Annotated in this window: 17 protein-coding genes; 7 read left to right on the top strand and 10 right to left on the bottom strand. The window is 72.3% G+C overall.

Translation table 11 applies throughout. From position 1 onward, the window contains the following. Positions 1 to 79 precede the first annotated feature (79 nt). Complete coding sequence (locus tag IF89_RS0126545; protein ID WP_030773137.1) at positions 80 to 1,423, bottom strand: UDP-glucose dehydrogenase family protein; 1,344 nt, start codon at positions 1,421 to 1,423, stop codon at positions 80 to 82. 211 nt (positions 1,424 to 1,634) lie between these two features. Between IF89_RS0126545 and IF89_RS0126550 the strand changes: the two genes are divergently transcribed. Both IF89_RS0126550 and IF89_RS0126555 read left to right on the top strand, forming a co-directional pair. After that, the gene (locus IF89_RS0126550; RefSeq protein ID WP_030773138.1) at positions 1,635 to 2,792 is read left to right on the top strand and encodes an acyl-CoA dehydrogenase family protein; all 1,158 of its coding nucleotides are present in this window, start codon (positions 1,635 to 1,637) and stop codon (positions 2,790 to 2,792) included. Positions 2,793 to 3,161: 369 nt separating this feature from the next. Further along, positions 3,162 to 4,244, top strand: coding sequence for a nucleotidyltransferase family protein (locus IF89_RS0126555; protein WP_030773141.1), 1,083 nt, complete (start codon positions 3,162 to 3,164; stop codon positions 4,242 to 4,244). Positions 4,245 to 4,288: 44 nt separating this feature from the next. Here IF89_RS0126555 and IF89_RS0126560 read toward each other — a convergent pair whose 3' ends face one another. After that, the gene (locus tag IF89_RS0126560; RefSeq protein WP_078628531.1) at positions 4,289 to 5,611 is read right to left on the bottom strand and encodes an LCP family protein; all 1,323 of its coding nucleotides are present in this window, start codon (positions 5,609 to 5,611) and stop codon (positions 4,289 to 4,291) included. Positions 5,612 to 5,717: 106 nt separating this feature from the next. Between IF89_RS0126560 and IF89_RS0126565 the strand changes: the two genes are divergently transcribed. Next, entirely contained in the window at positions 5,718 to 6,254 is a 537-nt protein-coding gene (locus IF89_RS0126565; protein ID WP_030773147.1) for an acyl-CoA thioesterase, read from the top strand. A gap of 46 nt (positions 6,255 to 6,300) precedes the next feature. Here the strand turns inward: IF89_RS0126565 and IF89_RS0126570 are convergent, their stop codons facing one another. Beyond that, entirely contained in the window at positions 6,301 to 7,680 is a 1,380-nt protein-coding gene (locus tag IF89_RS0126570) for an LCP family protein (protein ID WP_030773150.1), read from the bottom strand. 301 nt (positions 7,681 to 7,981) lie between these two features. Between IF89_RS0126570 and IF89_RS0126575 the strand changes: the two genes are divergently transcribed. Continuing rightward, a complete protein-coding gene (locus tag IF89_RS0126575; protein WP_030773153.1) occupies positions 7,982 to 9,007 on the top strand; it encodes a glycosyltransferase family 2 protein in 1,026 nt (341 codons plus the stop codon). Between the two features lie 73 nt (positions 9,008 to 9,080). Here the strand turns inward: IF89_RS0126575 and IF89_RS0126580 are convergent, their stop codons facing one another. The 4 genes from IF89_RS0126580 to IF89_RS0126595 all read right to left on the bottom strand — a co-directional run bounded on the left by IF89_RS0126580 (position 9,081) and on the right by IF89_RS0126595 (position 14,962). Beyond that, complete coding sequence (locus IF89_RS0126580) at positions 9,081 to 10,778, bottom strand: LCP family protein (protein ID WP_234327880.1); 1,698 nt, start codon at positions 10,776 to 10,778, stop codon at positions 9,081 to 9,083. A gap of 61 nt (positions 10,779 to 10,839) precedes the next feature. Continuing rightward, positions 10,840 to 12,573, bottom strand: coding sequence for an LCP family protein (locus tag IF89_RS0126585; RefSeq protein WP_030773158.1), 1,734 nt, complete (start codon positions 12,571 to 12,573; stop codon positions 10,840 to 10,842). A 223-nt stretch (positions 12,574 to 12,796) separates the two neighbouring features. Continuing rightward, positions 12,797 to 14,038, bottom strand: a complete 1,242-nt coding sequence (locus tag IF89_RS0126590) for an LCP family protein (protein ID WP_030773161.1) — start codon at positions 14,036 to 14,038, stop codon at positions 12,797 to 12,799. A gap of 174 nt (positions 14,039 to 14,212) precedes the next feature. After that, positions 14,213 to 14,962 carry a TIGR03089 family protein gene (locus IF89_RS0126595; protein ID WP_030773164.1) on the bottom strand — a complete coding sequence of 250 codons (750 nt, stop codon included), beginning with the start codon at positions 14,960 to 14,962 and terminating at the stop codon, positions 14,213 to 14,215. A 149-nt stretch (positions 14,963 to 15,111) separates the two neighbouring features. Here IF89_RS0126595 and IF89_RS0126600 point away from each other — a divergent pair, with 149 nt between their 5' ends. Together IF89_RS0126600 and IF89_RS0126605 are read left to right on the top strand one after the other, a co-directional pair. Further along, on the top strand, positions 15,112 to 16,491 hold the full coding sequence (locus tag IF89_RS0126600; protein WP_030773167.1) for a peptidoglycan recognition protein: 1,380 nt from the start codon (positions 15,112 to 15,114) through the stop codon (positions 16,489 to 16,491). A gap of 102 nt (positions 16,492 to 16,593) precedes the next feature. Continuing rightward, on the top strand, positions 16,594 to 17,592 hold the full coding sequence (locus tag IF89_RS0126605) for a DNA-3-methyladenine glycosylase family protein (protein WP_030773170.1): 999 nt from the start codon (positions 16,594 to 16,596) through the stop codon (positions 17,590 to 17,592). 115 nt (positions 17,593 to 17,707) lie between these two features. Here IF89_RS0126605 and IF89_RS0126610 read toward each other — a convergent pair whose 3' ends face one another. Genes IF89_RS0126610 through IF89_RS0126620 form a run of 3 tightly spaced genes read right to left on the bottom strand, consistent with a single transcriptional unit; the run spans position 17,708 to position 20,541 of the window. Continuing rightward, positions 17,708 to 19,006 carry a coenzyme F420-0:L-glutamate ligase gene (locus IF89_RS0126610; protein WP_030773173.1) on the bottom strand — a complete coding sequence of 433 codons (1,299 nt, stop codon included), beginning with the start codon at positions 19,004 to 19,006 and terminating at the stop codon, positions 17,708 to 17,710. Further along, complete coding sequence (cofD, locus tag IF89_RS0126615) at positions 19,003 to 19,962, bottom strand: 2-phospho-L-lactate transferase (RefSeq protein WP_030773176.1); 960 nt, start codon at positions 19,960 to 19,962, stop codon at positions 19,003 to 19,005. The genes IF89_RS0126610 and cofD overlap by 4 nt, the downstream gene beginning before the upstream one ends. A 45-nt stretch (positions 19,963 to 20,007) precedes the next feature. Then, positions 20,008 to 20,541: a cysteine dioxygenase gene (locus IF89_RS0126620; protein WP_051807656.1), complete on the bottom strand. Its 534-nt coding sequence runs from the start codon at positions 20,539 to 20,541 to the stop codon at positions 20,008 to 20,010. Positions 20,542 to 21,166: 625 nt separating this feature from the next. Between IF89_RS0126620 and IF89_RS0126625 the strand changes: the two genes are divergently transcribed. Next, positions 21,167 to 21,430, top strand: a complete 264-nt coding sequence (locus IF89_RS0126625) for a WhiB family transcriptional regulator (protein WP_003983763.1) — start codon at positions 21,167 to 21,169, stop codon at positions 21,428 to 21,430. The last annotated feature ends 20 nt before the right edge of the window (positions 21,431 to 21,450 follow it).

Here is a 21,450-nt window from a genome sequence, read left to right on the forward strand (position 1 = left end):
GCAACGGCGCCGCACCCCCGCACGCAGCGCGCCGCGTGGAGCCCGGGTCCTTCCGACCGGCCGAGCCACCCCGCAGGAGTCAGGCCCGGGGCCGCCCCATCGCCCGGTACGTCCAGCCGGCGGTCCGCCACCGCACCGGGTCCAGCGCGTTGCGCCCGTCGAGTACGAGCCGGTCGGTCACGACCGCGGCCAGCTCCGCCGGGTCGAGGTCGCGAAACTCGCGCCACTCCGTGAGGTGGAGCACCACCTCCGCGCCGCGGGCCGCCTCCAGCGCGGAGCCCGCGTACCCGAGGGTCGGGAAGACCTGCCGGGCGTTGTCCATGCCCTTGGGGTCGTAGACGGTGACCTGCCCGCCCTGGAGGTGGATCTGTCCGGCCACGTTCAGGGCGGGCGAGTCCCGCACGTCGTCCGAGTCCGGCTTGAAGGTGGCGCCGAGCACGGCGACCCGCTTGCCGAGGAAGGACCCGCCCACGGCCTCGCGGGCCAGCTCGACCATGTGCCCGCGCCGCCGCATGTTGATGGAGTCGACCTCGCGCAGGAAGGTCAGGGCCTGGTCCGCGCCCAGCTCGCCGGCGCGCGCCATGAAGGCCCGGATGTCCTTGGGCAGGCAGCCGCCGCCGAAGCCGATCCCGGCGCGCAGGAACTTCGCACCGATCCGCTCGTCGTGGCCGATGGCCTCGGCCAGCTTGACCACGTCACCGCCGGCGGCCTCGCACACCTCCGCCATGGCGTTGATGAAGGAGATCTTGGTGGCGAGGAAGGAGTTGGCGGCCGTCTTGACCAGCTCGGAGGTGGGGAAGTCCGTGACGACCAGCGGGGACCCCTCGGACATGGGGGTCTCGTACACCTCGCGCAGCACCTTCTCGCCGCGCTCGCCCTGAACGCCGATCACGATGCGGTCGGGGTGCAGGGTGTCCTGCACGGCGAAGCCCTCCCGCAGGAACTCCGGGTTCCACGCCAGCTCCACGTCCCGGCCCGCCGGGGCCAGCTCCGCCAGCCTCTCCGCCAGCCGCTGCGCGGAGCCCACCGGCACGGTGGACTTGCCGACGACCAGCACGGGCCGGGTCAGGTGCGGGGCCAGCGAGGTCATCGCGGCGTCGACGTAGGACATGTCGCAGGCGTACTCACCGTGCTTCTGCGGGGTGTTCACGCAGACGAAGTGGACGTCGCCGAAGGCGCCCACCTCCTCGTAGGAGGTGGTGAACCGCAGCCGGCCGGTCGAGCCGGGCAGCCCGGCCACGTGCTTGGCGAGCAGTTCCTCCAGGCCGGGCTCGTACATCGGCACCCGGCCCGCGGCCAGCATCTCGATCTTCTCAGGCACGACGTCCAGCCCCAGGACCTCGAAGCCCAGCTCGGCCATCGCCGCGGCGTGGGTCGCGCCGAGATAGCCGGTGCCGATCACAGTGATCCTGAGGGGGGCCATGGGTGCTCCAGAGGTGCGGGGCCGTTTGCGGCCACTGAGCATAGTCGGGCCCGCCTGCGGGGACGGTGTCCAGGAGCACCCGGCGGCACACCTCTGTCACGCAGCTCACGTGGCTCGTCCATATCGCCATGCGTGACCGGGACACTAAGCTTGGGTTACTTAACGGTAGTTAGCATCACGTATCGCGTGTCACCCTGGGGAGTGAGAGATCTTGGCGGGTTCTGCCGACTTCGACCTGTACCGCCCGGCCGAGGAGCACGACATGCTCCGCGAGTCGGTCCGCTCGCTCGCCGAGGCGAAGATCCTGCCGTTCGCAGCCGCCGTCGACGAGGAGTCCCGCTTCCCGCAGGAGGCCCTCGACGCGCTGGTCGCCAACGACCTGCACGCCGTCCACGTGCCGGAGACCTACGGCGGCGCGGGCGCCGACGCCCTCGCCACGGTGATCGTGATCGAGGAGGTGGCCCGCGTCTGCGCGTCCTCCTCCCTGATCCCTGCCGTGAACAAGCTCGGCTCCCTCCCGGTGATCCTCTCCGGCTCCGAGGAGCTCAAGGCCAAGTACCTCGGCCCGCTCGCCAAGGGCGACGCGATGTTCTCCTACGCGCTCTCCGAGCCGGACGCGGGCTCCGACGCCGCCGGCATGAAGACCCGTGCCGTACGCGACGGGGACTTCTGGGTGCTCAACGGAGTCAAGCGCTGGATCACCAACGCGGGCGTCTCCGAGTACTACACGGTCATGGCCGTCACCGACCCGGAGAAGCGCTCCAAGGGCATCAGCGCCTTCGTCGTGGAGAAGTCCGACGAGGGCGTCTCCTTCGGCGCACCCGAGAAGAAGCTCGGCATCAAGGGCTCCCCGACCCGCGAGGTCTACCTCGACAACGTCCGGATCCCCGCCGACCGCATGATCGGCGCCGAGGGCACCGGCTTCGCCACCGCGATGAAGACCCTCGACCACACCCGCATCACCATCGCCGCCCAGGCGCTCGGCATCGCGCAGGGCGCCCTGGACTACGCCAAGGGCTATGTCCAGGAGCGCAAGCAGTTCGGCAAGCCGATCGGTGACTTCCAGGGCGTGCAGTTCATGCTCGCGGACATGGCCATGAAGATCGAGGCCGCCCGCCAGCTGACGTACGCCGCCGCCGCCAAGTCCGAGCGCGTCGACGCCGACCTGACCTTCTTCGGCGCCGCGGCCAAGTGCTACGCCTCCGACGTCGCCATGGAGGTCACCACCGACGCCGTCCAGCTCCTCGGCGGCTACGGCTACACCCGCGACTACCCGGTGGAGCGCATGATGCGCGACGCCAAGATCACGCAGATCTACGAGGGCACGAACCAGGTCCAGCGGATCGTGATGGCACGCAACCTGCCGTAGCCGCGAGGCACCGGCCCAGCGCGTACCAAGGCGACCCCCGGCCGCGGCCGGGGGTCGCCTTGGTACGCGCCGCCTGCCGGGGTGCGGGATCCGCCGACAGCGGATCACCGCCCGCCCGGAGCCGCCGGGTTCGTCCCGGTACGGGACGGGTGCGGCAGGCCGGACCTCCCGCGCACCGGGCGACAACTGCCCGGACGTACCGGGTCGTTCGCCCCCGGTGGTGCGAACAACCCGTCAATCCATGACATTCCGAGCGCGGTGCCCCTACGGCGCGCGCGCCCGCCCGACCCGTCCGGCACCGGCTTCCGGGCGCCTGCGGATGGGCTAAATTTGGACCTTCGTACGCCGGAATCGGTTGGGGAGAACGCAATGACGGAAGCGATCCTGCTGGTCGGCGGACAGGGGACGAGGCTGCGTCCGGTGACGGTGAACACGCCGAAGCCCATGGTCCCCACGGCAGGCGTCCCGTTCCTCGCCCACCAGATAGCCAGGGCTGCCGCCGCCGGCGTCACGCACATCGTCATGGCCACCTGCTACCTCGCCGAGGTCTTCGAGCCCTACTTCGGGGACGGGTCCGACTTCGGCCTGAGTCTGGAGTACGTGGTCGAGGACGAGCCCCTCGGCACCGGCGGCGCCATCCGCAACGCCGGGCAGCGCCTGACCGGCGGCCCCGACTCCTCCGTCCTCGTCTTCAACGGCGACATCCTCACCGGCCTGGACATCCGCGGCCTGGTGGACGCGCACGAGGCGGCCGACGCCGACGTCTCCCTGCACCTGGTGCGGGTCGAGGACCCGCGCGCCTTCGGCCTCGTCCCCACCGACCCCGACGGGCGCGTCCTCGCCTTCACCGAGAAGCCGCAGACGCCCGAAGAGATCATCACCGACCAGATCAACGCCGGCTGCTACGTCTTCCGGCGCAGCGTCATCGACTCGATCCCGGCCGGCCGCCCCGTCTCCGTCGAGCGCGAGACCTTCCCCGGCCTGCTCGCCGCCGGGGCCACGCTCCACGGGGTCACCGAGAACACCTACTGGATGGACCTCGGCAAGCCCGAGTCCATCATCCAGGCCTCCGCCGACCTCGTGCGCGGCGTCGTCCCCTCCCCGGCCGTCCCCGGCCGCCGCGGCGAGTCCCTGGTCCTGCCGGGCGCCCGGATCGCCGCCGGCGCCAAGCTGTCGGGCGGCACCGTCGTGGGCGCCGGCGCCCGTGTCGAGGCCGGAGCGGTCGTCCAGGGCTCCATCGTGCTCGACGGCGCGGTCATCGGCCCCGACGCGCAGGTCAACGCCAGCCTCGTCGGAGCCCGCGCGACGGTGGGCGCGCGGACCGTGCTGGACGGCACCGTGGTCGGCGACGGCGCGGCCGTGGGGGCCGACAACGAACTGCGGGCCGGCGCCCGGGTGTGGTGCGGCGCCGAACTGCCCGCCGCCGCCATCCGCTTCTCCCCGGACGCCTGACCCCGCGCCCGGGAGCGCGCACGGCGGCCGGGCGGGGGCGTCCGTCAGTTGCCGCGGACGGTGACCTTCTCGTCGTTCTGGATCTGCTTCACCAACTGCTGCACCTTCGCCTTGTCCCAGACGAGGTTGCCGCCGCGCTGACCGGAGATCGGCATGTTCATCGACACGCCGTCACCGCCGTTGACGCCCTTCATGGCGAAGAACATCTGGCCCATGTCGTACAGGCCCATGTCCTTGTCCACGATGAGGGTGTCCAGGCCCGCGCCCAGCATCGGGTACAGCTGGAAGGGGTTGAGGATCGTCGACGGCGTCGCGGCCTGGTTGGCCAGCGCCGCCAGGAACTTCTGCTGGTTCTTCGTCCGCTGGAGGTCCGACTCGGCGAAGGCGTAGCGGGTGCGCACGAAGGCCAGCGACTGCTCGCCGTTCAGCGTCTGCCGGCCCGCCTTGAAGTCGGCGCCCGACTTCTCGTCCTTGAAGCCCTCCTCGATGTCGAGCTCCACACCGCCCAGCGCGTCCACGATGTTCGCGAAGCCGGCGAAGCCGATCTCCGCGTAGTGGTCGATGCGCAGCCCGGTGTTGTGCTCGACCGTGCGCACCAGCAGCTCGGGGCCGTCCTCGGCGTAGGCCGCGTTCAGCTTCACCCGGCGGCCCTGCGCGGGGAACTTCTTGCCGGACTGGGAGCCGACGAAGGAGGGGATCTCCACGTCCGAGTCTCGGGGCAGCGAGATCATCGTGTTCCCGCTGGAGCACTTCGCCAGGATCATCATCGAGTCGGTCCGCTTGCCCTCGGCCGAGCCCGTGTGGAGCTTCTTCTTCTCCTCGTCCGACATGCCCTCGCGGCTGTCCGAGCCGACGATCAGGTAGGTCGTGCAGTCGCCCTCCTTCGGCCGCTCCACGACCTTGGAGAGGTCCACCTCACGGCGCACCTTGGAGTCCGCCCAGAAGTAGGTGGCGACGGACGTCACGAGCAGCGCCGAGACCAGCACGATGGAGCCGACCTTGATGCGCTTGCGCCAGTCCGGGGCCCGCCCGGGTGCGCGACCGGGGCCGTCCGGGCCCGACGGGCCGCCGGGGCCTCCCGGCCGGCCCGGACCGCCGCCCGAGGGCGAGCCGTACACCTGGCCGGTGTTGTAGCCGCTGTCGTAACCGCCGTACGTGTCGTGGCCGCCCGACTGCTGCGGCGGCACACCGGGCGCGGGCCCGGGCCCCGCCGGGCGCTGCGGCCGCGGGGGCTGTACGGGCTGAGGGGGCCGCGGCGGCTGCTGGGGCTGCCGCTGGACGTGCCGCATCCGCTGCACACCCTCGGGCTGCGGACGCGCGCTGCCGCGTCCGTAGGCGTCGTCACGACCTTCTGGCCAGTCATTCATGCGCCCAAGGATGCCTGGCCGGGCGGTGCCTGCGACAGCCCGGGGGAGGTTCCGTACCGGTGCTGTTGCAGAGCTGATGCCTGCCCGGCCCAACTAAGGTGTCCGTATGACACAGATACCGGGCGAGCTGCCCGGGAAGCCGACTGCCGCCTCCCGGACGACCCTCAGCCACATCATGACCGCCAACGACACCAACCTCCTGGGCACGGTGCACGGTGGCGTCATCATGAAGCTGGTCGACGACGCCGCCGGCGCCGTGGCGGGCCGTCACTCCGGTGGTCCGGCGGTCACCGCCTCCATGGACGAGATGGCCTTCCTCGCCCCCGTGCGCGTGGGCGACCTCGTCCACGTGAAGGCCCAGTGCAACTGGACCGGCCGGTCCTCCATGGAGATCGGCGTGCGCGTCCTCGCCGAGCGGTGGAACGAGTCCACCCCCGCCACCCAGGTCGGCAGCGCCTACCTCGTCTTCGCGGCCGTGGACGCCGACGGCAAGCCCCGCCAGGTCCCGCCGGTGCTGCCCGAGACGGAGCAGGACGAGCGGCGCTACCAGGAGGCCCAGATCCGCCGCACCCACCGGCTCGCCCGACGCCAGGCCATCCTGGCCCTGCGCGAGGAGCGCGCCGCCCAGGGCTTCGACGACTGAACCGTCCCGTACGGGAGCCGGGGCCCCGGAGGCGCCCGTCCGGCCCTCAGCTCCCGCAGACCACCTGGTCGCCGCTGACGACCCCGAAGGCGCCCTGGTGCGGGTCCTCCGCACGCACCGGCACCACCTTGCGGTAGTCGGAGCCCGCGATCACCGTGATCGTCCGGCCCTGGCCCGCGACCGCCCGCAGCTCGCTCCCGGGCAGCGCCGTCGCCACCGACCGGGCCGAGCGGTCCCAGCGCGGGTCGTAGGTGATCACCGTGCGCCTGACGTTGCGGCCGGCGCCGTTGCCGGGGGCCCGGGTGGTGTCGAAGCCCGTGGCGCGCAGCGCGGCGTCGACGCGGCCGCCCAGCCCGTCGATCCGCGTCCCGTTCTCCACCTGGACCCGGACCTGCGGGGGCGGCACGTCCACCGGCACCGCCGCGGGACGGTCGGAGGCCTTCCCCGGCCGGGCCGGCGCCAGCGGCCGGTCCTCGCGCAGCGCCTGGAAGAGCTTGGCCGCCTTCGGCTCGTCCCACTTCACGGTCGACCCGATGCCCTTCACGCGGAAGGACGGGCTGCCGATGGGCACCGAGGCGAACTCGGAGGAGGACGGGGTGAAGTCCCGCATCGCCTGCCCGAGGGCCAGCATCTGCTCCGAGCCGAAGCCGCGGTCGGCGCGGACGGAGCCCAGCAGGGTGGAACTGAGCTCCTTGAACTTGACCGGGTTGAGCAGCACCCCGCCGGTCGTCGCCTGTTTGATCAGGGCGGCGACGAACCGCTGCTGGCGCTGCATCCGGCCGAGGTCGGAGGCGCCGTCGATGTGGCGCGAGCGCACGTACTGCAGGGCCTGCCCGCCGGTCAGCCGGTGCGTGCCGGGCAGCAGATCGAGTCCGGTGTTGGGGTCGCGCATGGTCTTGGCGGTGCAGATCTCCACCCCTCCCATCGCGTCGACCGTCTTCATGAAGCTGGTGAAGTCCACCTCCAGGTAGTGGTCGATCTTGACCCGCGTCATGTTCTCGACCGTCCGCACGGTGAGGTTGGGCCCGCCCTCCGCGTACGCCGCGTTCAGTCGTACGGGGTGCGGTTTGTGCACCTTGCCGCTGACGAGGTCGCGGTGCGCGGGCACCTCGGCGTAGCTGTCGCGGGGCAGGCTGACGACGCTCGCCCGCTCCCTGTCCGCCGACAGGTGCACCAGCATGATGGTGTCGGTGCAGTGGCACGGTGCCCCGCCCAGGCGGTACTCGCGCTTCTCCTCGGGGGAGACCTTCTCCCGGCCGTCGGTGCCCACCAGCAGGAAGTTGATGCCGTGGCCGGCCTGCGGGCGGTTCTTCATGTCCTTGAACGGGTCCACCCGCTCGATCCCGGTGTCCAGACCGGTCATCACGGCGTGCCCGACGGCGCCCGAGCCCAGCACCGCCACCGACAGCCCGGCCGCCAGCCGCACCCCCCACCGAGGCCGGCCCTGCCGGCGCCGGGCCGGTCCGCCACCACCGCCGCGCCGTGCGCGCTGCGGCTCGGGCGGCCGGGCGGGACGGGTGGGTCGGTGCGGCTGGGGCACGGCGGACACCTCCGCGGAGCAGCAGGGAAACCGGTCAGGGCCGGGTCGGGTCGCGAGCACTCGGCCGGCTGATTCGACAGAACAGTAGGCCCATACGATCAGCAGCTGTCCCTACCGATCACTCGGCGCGCACCTGGTTCCCCCGTACGCGGTAACGTGACACCGATACCCGACCTTGAAGGACCACATGCCCGCCCAGCAGCCCGCAGTCTCGGTGATCATGCCGGTGCTCAATGAGGAGCACTACCTCCGCGAGTCCGTCCGCCACATCCTGGAACAGGAGTATGCGGGCGAGATGGAGGTGGTGATCGCACTCGGGCCGTCCACGGACCGCACCGACGAGATCGCCGCCGAACTCGTCGCCGAGGATCCCCGAGTCCACACCGTCCCGAACCCCACCGGCCGGACCCCGGCGGCGCTCAACGCCGCGATCAAGGCCTCGCGTCACCCGATCGTGGTACGCGTCGACGGCCACGGCATGCTCTCCCCGAACTACATCGCCACCGCCGTGCGCCTCCTGGAGGAGACGGGCGCGCAGAACGTCGGCGGGATCATGCACGCCGAGGGTGAGAACGCGTGGGAAGAGGCCGTCGCCGCCGCGATGACCTCGAAGATCGGCGTCGGCAACGCCCCCTTCCACACCGGCGGCCAGGCCGGCCCGGCCGAGACCGTCTACCTCGGCGTCTTCCGCCGCGAGGCGCTGGAGCGGCAGGGCGGCTACAACGAGGAGTTCATCCGCGCCCAGGACTGGGAGCTGAACTTCCGCATCCGCGAGGCCGGCGGGCTGATCTGGTTCTCGCCCGAGCTGAGGGTCCAGTACCGCCCGCGACGCTCGGTCAAGGCGCTGGCCAAGCAGTACAAGGACTACGGCCGGTGGCGGCATGTGGTGGCCCGCTACCACTCGGGCTCCATCAACCTGCGCTACCTCGCCCCGCCGACCCTCGTCTGCGCGATCGCCGCGGGCGTGGCGGTGGGCGTCACGGTCAGCCCGCTGGGCTTCGCCGTACCGGTCGGTTACCTCGTGGCGATCGCCGCCGGTTCGGTGCCGGCGGGTCGGGGGCTGCCGCTGAAGGCCCGGGCGCAGATCCCCGTCGCCCTGGCAACGATGCACCTGTCCTGGGGCTTCGGGTTCCTGACCAGCCCGCGCGCCCTGGCGAACAAGCTCATCGCGAGCCGCCGCCCGGCCGTGGTGCCCGGAGTCCCGCAGGCCTGAGACGTACCGAAGGGGCCCGGCGCGGCAGCTGCGACAAACGCGGCTGCCGCACCGGGCCCCTTCCGTGTGCGCACTACCAGGTGAAGCCGGGCTGGATGGGCATGCAGGCCTGGTCGTTGTCGCCGTTGAGCGCGTGCGCGGAGTCCGGAGCCTTGGTCGGGGCGGGCGCGGGCGGGGCCGGCGTACCGCCGGTGCGCCAGTCCTTGCCGACGAACACGACGATCCCGGCGACCTGGTCGGACTTCTGCACCGAGGCGGCGGGCAGCCCGAGGGCGGTGGCCACGGCGGCCGCGTCCGCGGCCTGGCCGTCGGTGGCGTAGCGGATCACCGAGGTGTCCTCCGCGCCCGTCTGCGTGTCGGCGACGACCTTGGTGAAACCCTTGCCGCCGAGCAGGGCGGCGACCTCGCTCGCCCGGCCCTTGACCTTCGGCTCGGTGCCGTCCTTGCCGCCGGTCGCGTTGCGGACGGTGACCGCGATCCTCGACGGGGGCGCGGCCGTGGCGGGGGCCGTGGCCGAGGCGGTGGGCCCCGGCTGCTGGGCGGGCGCCGACGGGGTGCCCGGGGACGCGGAGGCGGCCGGGGCGGCGGACCCCTGGCCGTCGAGGGGGATGTCCTCGCGGACCATGCGGAACAGGTCCTCTGCCTCGCCCGGCTTGGGCTCGACGCGGCCGTCCAGGCCCGGCCTGGTGCTGTAGACCCACGGCATGGTGGTCATGGTGATGCGGCCCGGCGGGACCTTCTTGAGCTCCATGCTGAGGTCGAACAGCTTGTCGATCTTGTTCAGGCCGGTGTCCACGACCATGGCCTCGATCGCGGCCTGCGCCAGGCTGTTGAGCTTCACCGGGTTGCTCAGCTTGGCGTTCTTGCGGAACTCGCGCGCCATGGAGTTCATGTACTGGTGCTGGGCGTGGGTGCGCCCGATGTCCGTGCCGTCCTCGAAGCCGTAGCGGGTGCGCAGCCACTGCAGGGCCGTCTCGCCCTGGATGACGCTCGTGCCCTTCGGCAGCTTCAGGCCGGAGCCCTTGCCGTCACGCGTACGCGAGTGCACGTTCTGCTCGACGCAGACCGGGACGCCGCCGATGGCGTCCGCCATCCGCACCACGCCCTTGAAGTCGATCATCATGAAGTGATCGATGGGGATCTTCGTCAGCTCGGTCCACGCGGCGACCGTGCAGCCCGGTCCGCCGCGCTGGATCGACTCGTTCGTCTGGACGAGTCCCTTGCTGGCGGGGTGCACCTTGCCGCCCGGCTCGGTGCACTTGGGCATCATCAGCATCGTGTCGCGGGGCATCGAGATGACGGACATGTTGCTGCGGTCCGCGGACAGGTGCAGCAGCATCTGGACGTCCGCCAGAGGCGGCCCGTCGAAGGTGTCCGTGGCCCCGCCGAGGGCCTGGTTCTCGGCGTCGTTGCGCGCGTCGGAGCCGATGAGCAGGATGTTCAGCGGGGTCTGCCCGAAGGCGTTGGGCTTGGAGCCGCCCAGCTTGTTCTCACCGAGGTTCAGCGCGTCCGTCTGGATGTTGCCGTTGAGGTGGCGGTAGTAGAGGTAGCCGGCCGCCGCCGTCCCGAGTATGAGCAGGGAGAGGACGGAGGAGACCCAGCGCAGCACCCGCCGGCGGCTCCGCCCGGGGGGCCGGCCGCCGGCTGCTCCGGCCCGGCGTGAGCCGCCCCGCGGCGGGGGCACCGCGGCGGGCGCGCCCGCCCCGCCGCCGGGTATGTCCCCGTCGGCCCGGGCGCCCGCCCCCTCCTCCCGCACGTCGCTGTGCCTCACGCGTATCCCCCTCAAGGTCCTTCTTGGTCGACTGTGCGCCGGTCCGACCGGCAACGTCCCGCTACTTGGCGCAGACGGCCTTGTCGGCCTGCGTCTGCTGGACGTCCTTGGGCAACTCCTGCGGGATCGGCGGTGCCAGCGGGGTGCCCGGCTTCTGGAAGTCCGGACCCAGGGTCAGCTTCATCGGCGTCTTCGCCGCCGCGTCCGTCGTCCCCATCTTCAGCGCGGTGGCGGGCAGCCCCAAGGCGTCCGCCAGCGCCCGGGCCTGGTCGGCCTGGTTGGGCGCGAACTCCAGCTGGGTGGCGCCGACCTTCGCCGGTGCGTTGCCCTGGTTGCTGGTCCTGGACATCCCCTTGGTGTCCTGCAGCCACTTCAGGGTGGTGGAGGCGGCGCCCGAGGGCCCGCCGCCGTTGTACACGCTCACCCGGACGTCGCCGGCGGGCGCGCGGTTGCCCTGGAGCAGGGCGTCCTGCTTGGCCTTCGCGTCCGCGTCGGCCGCCTCCTTCGCCGCCTGCTCCTTCTTCTCGACCTCCGTGAGAGAGACGTCCCCCCGGATCATCTGCAACAGCGGGTCGGCCAGCGCCTGGTTGACCACGACGGTCGCCTTGACCTTCTCGGCCGGGTTGTCGAGCACCGGCAGCGTGGTGAAGGTGATGTTCTTGAGGTCGATGTCCTTCAACTCGGTCGCGAGATCGGTGAGCTTGTCGATCGAGCCCAGTCCCTGGTCCACCGTCAGCGACTTGGTGGCCGCCTCCGCCAGCGAGAAGAACTTCTTCGGACTGGTCAGCGTCTCCTTGGACTTCATCTCGCGCATCATCGACCCGAGGAACTGCTGCTGGGTCTTGATCCGGTCCAGGTCGCTCTCGTTGCCGAAGGCGTGCCGGGTCCGTACGAAGGCCAGCGCCTGCTCGCCCTGCAGCCGGTGCTCGCCCTCGGAGAGCTTGAGCTTGGAGTCCTCGTCGTCGACGGCCTTCTCCAGGCAGACGGGCACGCCGCCCACCGCGGTGCTCAGGGTCTTCACCGCGTTGAAGTCGACCATCATGAAGTTGTCGACCTCTATGCCGGTGAGGTCCTTGACGGTGCGCATCGTGCAGCCCGCGTCACGACCCTCCTGGCCCAGGCTGTTGTTGAAGCGCACGCCCTTCGAGCCGCGGATCGCCTTGGTCGTGCCGTCCGGCTGCTTCGTCGGGCAGTCCGGGATGTTCGTGATCAGGTCGCGCGGGATGGACAGCGCGGTGGCGTTGGAGCGGTCCTTGGCGATGTGGAACAGGATCGTGGTGTCCGCGTGGCCCACGCTGTCCTTGTCGCCGTACCCCTCGTTGCCCGCACCGCTGCGCTTGTCGGTGCCGATGACCAGGATGTTGATCGCCTGGTCCTTCTTGAAGCCGCCGGTGCCCGCGCCCGCGATGTCGGTGACGCTGAGGTTGCCGTTCAGGTGGTCGTAGTACAGGTACGCCGCGGTGGCACCGCCGACCAGCAGGAAGGCCAGCGTGCCGCTGGTGATCAGCAGGGCCTTCTTGCGGCGTCCGCCACCGCCTGCGCCGCCCTTGCGGGAGCGTCCGCCGCCCCGGCGGCCGCCCGGCGGGGTCTCGCCGCGGCGCGGTCCGGGTACCCCGGGGGAGGGCTTGGTGGGGGCGGCGGGTGCCGAGGAGGACCGGCGGGGTTTGGCCACCTTGGGCCGCTCTTGCGCTGCGGAGTCGTTCAGTTGCAGCTCGTAGTGGCCGGTGCGGGGATTGAGCACCCACTGGTCTGCGGGGTCGATCTCGTCCGCCCGCCCACGGCTTTGCGCATCCACGGTTGCTCGAATCCTCCGTCGGGTGCCTCGCGACGCGCCTCCCCAAGGCGCACGGTCAACGATCCGGCTGCTGGTACCCGGTCTCCGGTCCGGCCGGGCACCGGATCGCTCACCTTATCCGTCCTGTTCGGCCGTAAACCATGGTGGTGACACATTCCACTCCCCTTATAACGGGGTGAACCGCCCATCCCGCTCGGTTCGGTCACCGGCTTTTTGGATTGCTTTACCGGCACTCCGCGTTCCCTGCGGTCGTTCCTGTGAACGTAGGGATGGGTGCGGAGGGGGTCGGGGTTCCCTCACCGGTCGAATTCCCTTCCGGAGCCGTCCGACTGGCCGTCGCGGACGGGCTCGGGGTGGCGGCCGCGGGTGTGCGGGCGGCGTTCGAGGGCGAGGGCTCCGGCGGGGTCACCGTCAGGGGTTCGTCCTCCCGCAGCTGCCGGAACAGCCGTGTGGCGTCCGGCTGTACCAGCTCGTCCCGGTTGGGGTTGGGGGCGTAGGGCCGGCGCGGCACGGTCAGGAAGGTGATGCGGTCGGTCGGTATGCCCCGTACGCCCCGTACGAGTTCGTACATGTTGCGCAGCGAGGCCAGCCCGGCGTCCGTCGTCAGCGAGGACGTCGCGGCGTCCAGCAGCGGGTACAGCCGGGTCGGGTTGAGCAGGACCCCGCTGCTCTGCACCTTCTTGACGAGCGAGCCGAGGAACTGCTGCTGGCGCTCCATCCGTTCGGTGTCACTGCCGTTGCCCAGGCTGTGCCGGGCGCGGACGAAGCCCAGTGCCTGCTCGCCCCGGAGGGTCTGCCGGCCGGCGGGCAGCCTCAGCTTGGCCTGTACGTCGTCGATCGGCTTCGCGAGGCACACCTCCACCCCGCCGACGGCGTCGACCATCCGCTTGAACCCGCTGAAGTCGATGACCATGTGGTGGTCGATCCGGATGCCCGTGAGCTTTTCGACGGTCCGGATCGTGCAGGCGGCACCGCCCCACTCGAACGCCCAGTTGAACTGCGCGAAGGAGGCACCGGTGCGGCTCCCGTCCGGCCGGAGGCAGGAGGGGATCTCCGCCATCAGGTCCCGGGGTATCGACACCGCCGTCGCGCTCCTGCGGTCCTGCGGCAGGTGCAGCAGGATCGTGGTGTCCGAGCGCTGGGTGCCCTTGTCCTCCCCGTACCCGGCGTTGCCCCGGCCGGAGCGCGAGTCGGAGCCGATCAGCAGGAGGTTCCGGGCCCCGGTGGCGAGGGGTGCCGGGCGTTCGCGTTCGTAGCGCGCCAGCTCGGCGGCGGCCGACGTGTCCTCGGTGATGTTCCCGTCGAGCTTGTTGTAGAGCCACCAGCCCGCGGCCGTCCCCACCAGCACCAGCAGGGCCAGCCCGAGACCGATCCAGCGCAGCAGCCGGCGCCTGCGGGTCCACGGGGGTCGTCGCTCGCCCCCGGCCGCACCGGTGCCGCCCGGTATGCCTGCGCTGTCCGTCACTGGCGTCCGTCCCCTCGCCGCTGCGAGCAGCCGTACGGGTGGGCACGGCCACTGCCGATCCTGCCCCCGGGGCGCCGGAGCAGCCCGGGGGCGGGGTCGTGTCTAGGGCCGTCCGGGTGACAGATCGGCCGTTCCCGGGATTGATCAGTGCGGGTGACGGGCCGCGTGCCGGTGTCAGACCGTGTGGGTGACGCGTTCGCTCGCGGTCCGCTCGGCCAGCGCCTGCGCCGACAGCCGGTCCAGGTGCCGGCAGAGCACCACCGAGGCCCCCGCCGCGAGCGCCGCGTACAGCCCGGCGGACAGCCCCTCCCAGGTGTCGTAGCCCCGCCCGGTCAGCACCCGCGACCCCGCACCCAGGCCGAGCTCCGCCGCGTCCGCACGGGCCCGGTCGACCAGCGCCGCGTGCGAGAACTCCTCGCCGCCGACCGCCAGGGCCGGGTCGGAGGGCTCCACCGGGACGAAGGGGGCGAAGCGGTCGCCCTGCCCCGGCACCTCCACCGCGTAGTCCGCGAACCCGGCCGGGGGCTGCGGGAAGCGCCCGCCCAGCGGGCGCAGGGCCAGCGCCACCCGCTCGCCGGAGCACTCCAGGGCCTGCTCCAGGGTGTCCGGCCCGCTGACGACGAGATCCGCGTCGGCCGGGTCCCCGCCCACTGACGCCACGACCCCGACGGAATCGCAGGCGAGCAGCCACACGGCGCTCTGCCAGTGTGCGGGGAGCAGCAGCGCGAGCCGGTCACCGGGCTCGGCGCCCAGGTCGCCCTGGAGCAGATTCGCGGTCTTGGCCACCCAATTGGCGAAGGTCGCTACGGACAATTCGACGCGTTCGCCCGTGGCGTCGTCGTAGAAGGTGACGAGCGGGCGGCCCGGATCGGCGGCGAGCGCGGATCGCAGCAGGTCGGCAGGGGTGCGGTCAATGGCGTTCACCCGGCCCAGCGTACGCGGGGCCGCGCGGGCCCCTCCCCCGTACGGGGGGCCGCGGCTCCGCCGTACGGGGGAGGGGTGCCCGAGGCGCAGCGGACGGGGCGTCAGATCTCGGATGGCGCCCCGTGGTGCGCGTGCTCACCATCCTTTCCATGCGTGGATTCCTTGCTTCCTCGATCGGCGTCGCGACGGCCGCCGTACTGGCCCTGCCCCTCGCGCTCCCGACTCCAGCACTCGCCGAAACCGTCCCCGCGACCCCGGCCGGGTCCACCCAGTCGCTGCCGCTCGTCCCCATGGGACCCGCGGCGGACCGCACCCCCGGCGTCCCCGGAATGAGCGCCTCGCCCCGCGGTCCCGAGACGCAGGGCCTGACCGCCCGTGAGGTCACGACGTTCTCGCTGGTCGGTGTCGTCTGGGACGACGCCGCCACCCAGCTCAACGGCCGCGTCCAGGTCCGTACGCGCTCCACCCGGACCGCGACCTGGTCCGACTGGCAGGACGTCGAGGTCCACAACAGCGAGCACGCCGCCGACCCGGACACGTCGGAGCGCGGCTCCGGCCGGGTCCGCGGCGCCACCGCCCCGCTGTGGGTGGGCGAGTCCGACGGCATCGAGGTCCGCGTCCAGGCGGAGAGGGACGCTCCGGCCACTCGCGCCGCAGCCCGGCTGCCCTCGGGCCTGCGGATCGAGCTCGTCGACCCGGGCGCGGCGCCCAGCCCCACGGACGGCAAGAACAGCGGCCCGGCCGACGAGAAGGGCGAGATGGTGGCGCCGGGCCTGACCATGGAGATGGCCGAGGCCTCCGCGGCGAACGTGCCGCACGCCCCGCTCGGCGCGAACGAGATCACCGAGCTGAACAAGGCCGACTCCACCGCGGACGCCGTCTTCGCCGCCGAGGGCGAACTGACCGCGGCGGCCGCCCCGTACATCGGCCCGCGCCCGCGGATCGTCACCCGCAAGGGGTGGGGAGCGGACGAGTCCCTGCGCGAGAAGGCCTTCGCCTACACCAACACCGTGAAGGCGGCGTTCGTCCACCACAGCGCCTCCGGGAACAACTACGCCTGCAAGGACGCCCCGGCGGTACTGCGCAGCCTGTACCGCTACCACGTGGTCAGCAGCGGCTGGCGCGACCTCGGCTACAACTTCGCCGTCGACAAGTGCGGCACGGTCTACGAGGGCCGCGCGGGCGGGGTCGGCAAGCCGGTCCTCGGGGCGCACACCATGGGCTTCAACACCGACAGCATGGGTGTGGCGGTGCTCGGCACCTTCACCTCCTCCGCACCCCCGGCCGCCGCCGTCGACGCGGTCGCGCGCCTCACCGCGTGGAAGCTCGGCCTCTTCGGCCGGGACCCCCGCGCCAAGACCACCCTCAAGTCGGGCGGCGGCAACCGCTACCCCAAGGGCCGCAACGTCTCGCTGAACGTCATCTCCGGCCACCGCGACGGCTTCGCGACGGAATGCCCCGGCAGGCAGCTGTACGGCAGACTGCCGGTCACCCGCACCTCCTCGGCCAAGCTCCAGGGCCGCCCGTAGGCTCCCGCCGGGCCCGTCCACCCCCTGAGGCACCCGCCCGCCGGGCGGACGGGCCCGGCTTGCGCAGACCGGGCGGCGCGGCGGAACGCTTAGGCTCGATACATGGCCGGCCGCTTCGAACCCCTCAACCGGACCGTCGTGCGCGGCGGGCGCACCGCCGTCCCGCCGGGGCGGGGGAGCCACGTCGGCCTCGGAGGAACGGCGCGCCGGTGGGCGCCGGACGGCCCCGTCGACCTCGGCCTCACCCTCGGCCCGCTCCGGCGCGGCCCCGGCGACCCCACCTTCCGGGCCGCACCCGACGGCTCCGTGTGGCGCGCCACCCGCACCCCCGAGGGCCCCGCCACCCTCCGCGTGGCCCGGTCCGGCACGGAGATCGACGCCGAGGCCTGGGGCGCCGGCGCCGCCTGGCTCCTCGACCACCTGCCCGCGCTGCTCGGCGCCGGCGACGACCCGGCCGTCTTCGTCCCCCGCCACCGCCTCGTGCACGCCAGCCACCGCACCCGCCCGGGCCTGCGCCTGACCCGCACCGGCCTGGTGCTGGAGTCCCTGATCCCCACCGTCCTGGAACAGAAGGTCACCGCCGACGAGGCGTACCGCGCCTGGCGCCGCCTCGTACGCCAGTACGGCGAACCGGCACCCGGCCCCCACGGGCAGGACCTGTACGTCATGCCCGACCCCCGTACCTGGGCGATGATCCCGTCCTGGGACTGGCACAAGGCAGGGGTCGACGCCAAACGCTCCGACACCATCGTCCGGGCCGTACGCGTCGCGAACCGCCTGGAGGAGGCGGCTGCCATGGACCTGCCCGAGGCGGCACGACGGCTGGAGGCCGTCCCCGGCATCGGCCCGTGGACCTCCGCGGAGACCCTGCAGCGCAGCAACGGCCACCCCGACGCCGTCACCACCGGCGACCTGCATCTGCCCGGCATCATCGGCTACGCCCTCGCCGGCGACCGCGACGCCGACGACGCCGCCATGCTGGAGCTGCTCGCCCCGTACGCGGGCCAGCGCCACCGGGCCGCCCGCCTCGTGCTCCTCGCGGGCCGCACCCCGCCCCGCCGCGCCCCGCGGATGTACCGCAGCGACATCGGCCGTTTCTAGGGCGTGGCCGGGGGCGGCGGGCGCCGACCCCGCACCTCGCCGGAGGCCGGCGGCCCGCCCCCGCGGCAGGTCGGGGGCGGGGAGCGGTCCGACGCGCACGCCGCAGGCGCCGGCGTCAGCGGACCTCGACGAAGTCCTCCGCCGCCCGCCCCGGCCGCCGCGGCGGCGCCGCCGCCGGGTGGCCGACCGCCACCGTCCCCATCGGGTCCCAGTCGTCCGGCAGCTCCAGCACCTCCCGCACCACGTCCCGGCAGAACATCGTCGAGGACACCCACGCCGACCCCAGCCGCTCACCGGCCAGCGCGACCAGCAGGTTCTGGACGCCCGCGCCCATCGCCACCACGAACATCTCCCGCTCGGCGGCGTCCCGCCGGGCGTGCCCGTAGTGGTGCGCACCGTCCGTCACCAGGCACGGCACCACCAGGTACGGGGCAGCCCGCAGGACGTCCCCGCGCCGTACCCGCTTCGCGATGGACTCCTCGGACTTGCCGTCCGACCGCAGGTCCGCGATCCACGCGTCCCGCATGGCGTCCAGCAGCCGCACCCGCGAGGCCTCGGACTCCAGCAGCACGAACCGCCACGGCGTCGTGTGGTGGGGCGCCGGGGCCGTCACGGCCGCCGCCACCGCCCGCCGCACCGCGCCCGGGTCCACCGGCTCCGCCGTGAAGGCCCGTACGGTCCGCCGCTGCGTCACGGCCTCCCGTACCGCCTCCGAGGTGCCCAGCCGGAACATGTCGTCGGCCGGGGAGCGCACCAGGTCCCGCGCGGCGCTGCCCTCGCCCATGACGTGCGCCAGTCCGCGTACGACGGCCACCGGCAGGCCGGCCGCCTTGCCCTTGACCAGGTCGCCGGCGGCGGCGAGCTCGTCCGCCGTCGCGACCACCGTCGCGTTCAGGGGGTTGCCGTGGGTGTCGCCGGCGCCGCGCAGGTCCTCCAGGACCCGCACTCCGGCGGAGCCGATGGCCACGTCCGTCAGCCCGTTGCGCCAAGGCCGCCCGAAGGTGTCCGTCACGACCACGCCGACGTCCACGCCGAGCGCGTCGCGCACCCCGGCGCGGATCGCCGCGGCGGACGCGTCCGGGTCCTGCGGGAGCAGCAGCACCGTGCCGGGCGCGGTGTTGGAGGCGTCCACCCCGGCCGCGGCCATCACCAGGCCCTGCCGGTTCTCCACGATGCGCAGCGCGCCCCGGCGCGCGACCACGCGTACGGTCTCCGCGTCGATGGCCGCCTCGCGCGAGTCCGCCCGGACGATCCGCCCCTCGGCCTTGGAGACGATCTTCGAGGTGACCAGCAGGACATCGCCGTCCCGCAGACCGGGCGCCGCCGTCGTGATCAGCTTCGCCAGGTCGTCGCCCGGCCGGACCTCCGGTATCCCTTCGACGGCCCGCACCTCGTACGAGGGCACACCCGTCACCGAGCGGCCTCCGCCAGCTCCAGTGCGGCCCGGGCCATCGCCGCGGTGGCCTCCAGGTCGGTCATCATCAGCGGCACCGCGCGGCAGCTGATCCCGGCGGCCTCCACCTCGCCGACCGCGTCCGCGTCGGCGGTGTCGACCAGCCAGCCGTCGAGCAGCCCCGTCCCGTAGTACAGGGCGACCGCGGCGGCGGTGGCCTCGACGCCGACGGCGGCCAGCACCTTGTCGGCCATGCCGCGCACGGGCGCCCCGCCGACGATGGGGGAGAGGCCCACGACGGGGGCGTCGGCCTCCGCCACGGCCTCCCGGATGCCGGGTACGGCGAGGATGGTGCCCACGGACACCACGGGGTTGGACGGCGGGAGGACGATCACGTCGGCCGCGGCGATGGCCTCCAGCACGCCGGGTGCGGGCTTGGCCTGTTCGGCTCCCACGGGTACGACGGCCTCCGCGTCGACGGAGGCGCGCAGCCGGACCCAGTACTCCTGGAAGTGGATGACCCGGCGCTCGCCGGTGCCGGCCTCGGTGATGGCGACGTGGGTCTCGACCCGGTCGTCGGACATGGGCAGCAGCCGGACGCCGGGCTGCCAGCGGTCGCAGAGGGCCTCGGTGACCGCGCTCAGCGGGTAGCCGGCTCCGAGCATCTGCGTGCGGACGATGTGGGTGGCGAAGTCGCGGTCCCCGAGGCCGAACCACGTGGGTCCGACCCCGTAGGCGGCGAGTTCCTCCTTGACCGTGAAGGACTCGTCGGCGCGGCCCCAGCCCTGGTCCTCGTCGATGCCACCGCCGAGGGTGTACATCACGGTGTCCAGGTCGGGGCAGACCTTGAGCCCGAAGAGGTGAATGTCGTCACCGGTGTTGCCGATGACCGTGATGTCCGCGTCGGGCACCGCCGACTTGAGTCCGCGAAGGAACCGGGCGCCGCCTATACCGCCGGCCAGAACAACAATGCGCATGCGGACAGTCTGTCAGCCGGGCCCGCGGGCGGCGGGCCGGGACCGTCAGGCGGGCACGGACTCGGTCTCGGCCGGGGAGCAGCTGTGCATGGGCATCTCGGTCAGGCCGGGGAAGTAGACGTGGAGGCTGACCGCGCCTTCGAGGGTGTCGTTGACGACCTCGTGGGCGTAGCCGGGGGCGAAGACGCGCTGGGCGCCCGCCCGGTGGGCGAGCCGGCCGCGGGAGGTGTGCTCGGTGAGCTCCCCCTCCAGGACGGTCAGGACGCCGGAGGAGGCGCCGTGGTCGTGCAGCCCGCTGCCCTGGCCGGGGACCCAGCTGAGCAGCCAGACCTCGTAGCCGGGGCCGGTGCGCAGCCGGTGGTACCAGCGGGTGGTGGCGTCGTACTGGACGAGGTGCTCCCAGGAGGCGCGGTCCTCGGCGATGGAGCGGGCGAGGCCGACGAACTCGGCCACGGTGGCGGGGTGTTCGCGGGCGGGCTGCAGGAGGTGCTGGACGGCGAGGATGTCACCGGCGATCTGGAGGTCGCTCTCGACGGTCGCGGGAGCGGCGGATGCGGTGGCGCTGGTGGTGCTGTTCATCGGGGGGTACCTCGACGGATGTCAGTCGTGCTGGCGGTCGCTGTGGGGGAGGGCCGGAGCTCTGGGGAGCCGGGGCTCCACGGGCATCAACAGCAGCAACAGCAACAGCGAACCTGGGCAGCGCGCAGGAACCCACGAATGGGGGTCCGGGTGGCGGCTGCGGGCGCTGACATGCGAACAAGGAGAACGGGTGCCGGGTCCAGCTGTCAACCCAATGTCCGGTTTGGGGTAAAAGTTTCACCTCATCCGGTTGCCGTTCCGGGAGAAAGGTTTGTGCAACGAAGAGTGGGGCATTTGCGCTGCGCCGGGGTTCAAACCTGATCTCGCCATCGTGACCTGAATGTGATCTGCGCCGCTCTTCCTTGCCGACCGCAACCCCGCTTCCAGGTGACGCGTGGATAACGGGTGAAGGTGACATCTCATGACCCCGGTGGCATGTGTCACGATTTTTGGCGATATGAACACTTTCTGCATAGGCTTGGTTCCGCAGAGTGAATAAGGGGCCCAATAGCAGATCTCGGCTTGACTGCCCCGGAGCCACGCACTTGTAATTTCACTCGTGTCGTTACGTAGCAATGAGTGACGACGTGACCACGGGGACGCACCAACAGAGCGAGGGGCGCACATGACCGAGCTGTTTCAGGAACTGCTGGTCGAGGAAGCGGACGAGGAGCTCGGATGGCAGGAGCGCGCCCTGTGCGCCCAGACCGACCCCGAATCCTTCTTTCCGGAGAAGGGCGGCTCCACCCGCGAGGCGAAGAAGGTCTGCCTCGCCTGCGAGGTCCGGTCCGAATGCCTTGAGTACGCCCTCGCCAACGACGAGCGGTTCGGGATCTGGGGCGGCCTGTCCGAGCGCGAGCGCCGCCGCCTGAAGAAGGCAGCCGTCTGACACCCCCCGGAGCACCACCG

The sequence above is a fragment of the Streptomyces sp. NRRL F-2664 genome, from assembly GCF_000719345.1.
Classification (GTDB): Bacteria; Actinomycetota; Actinomycetes; order Streptomycetales; family Streptomycetaceae; genus Streptomyces.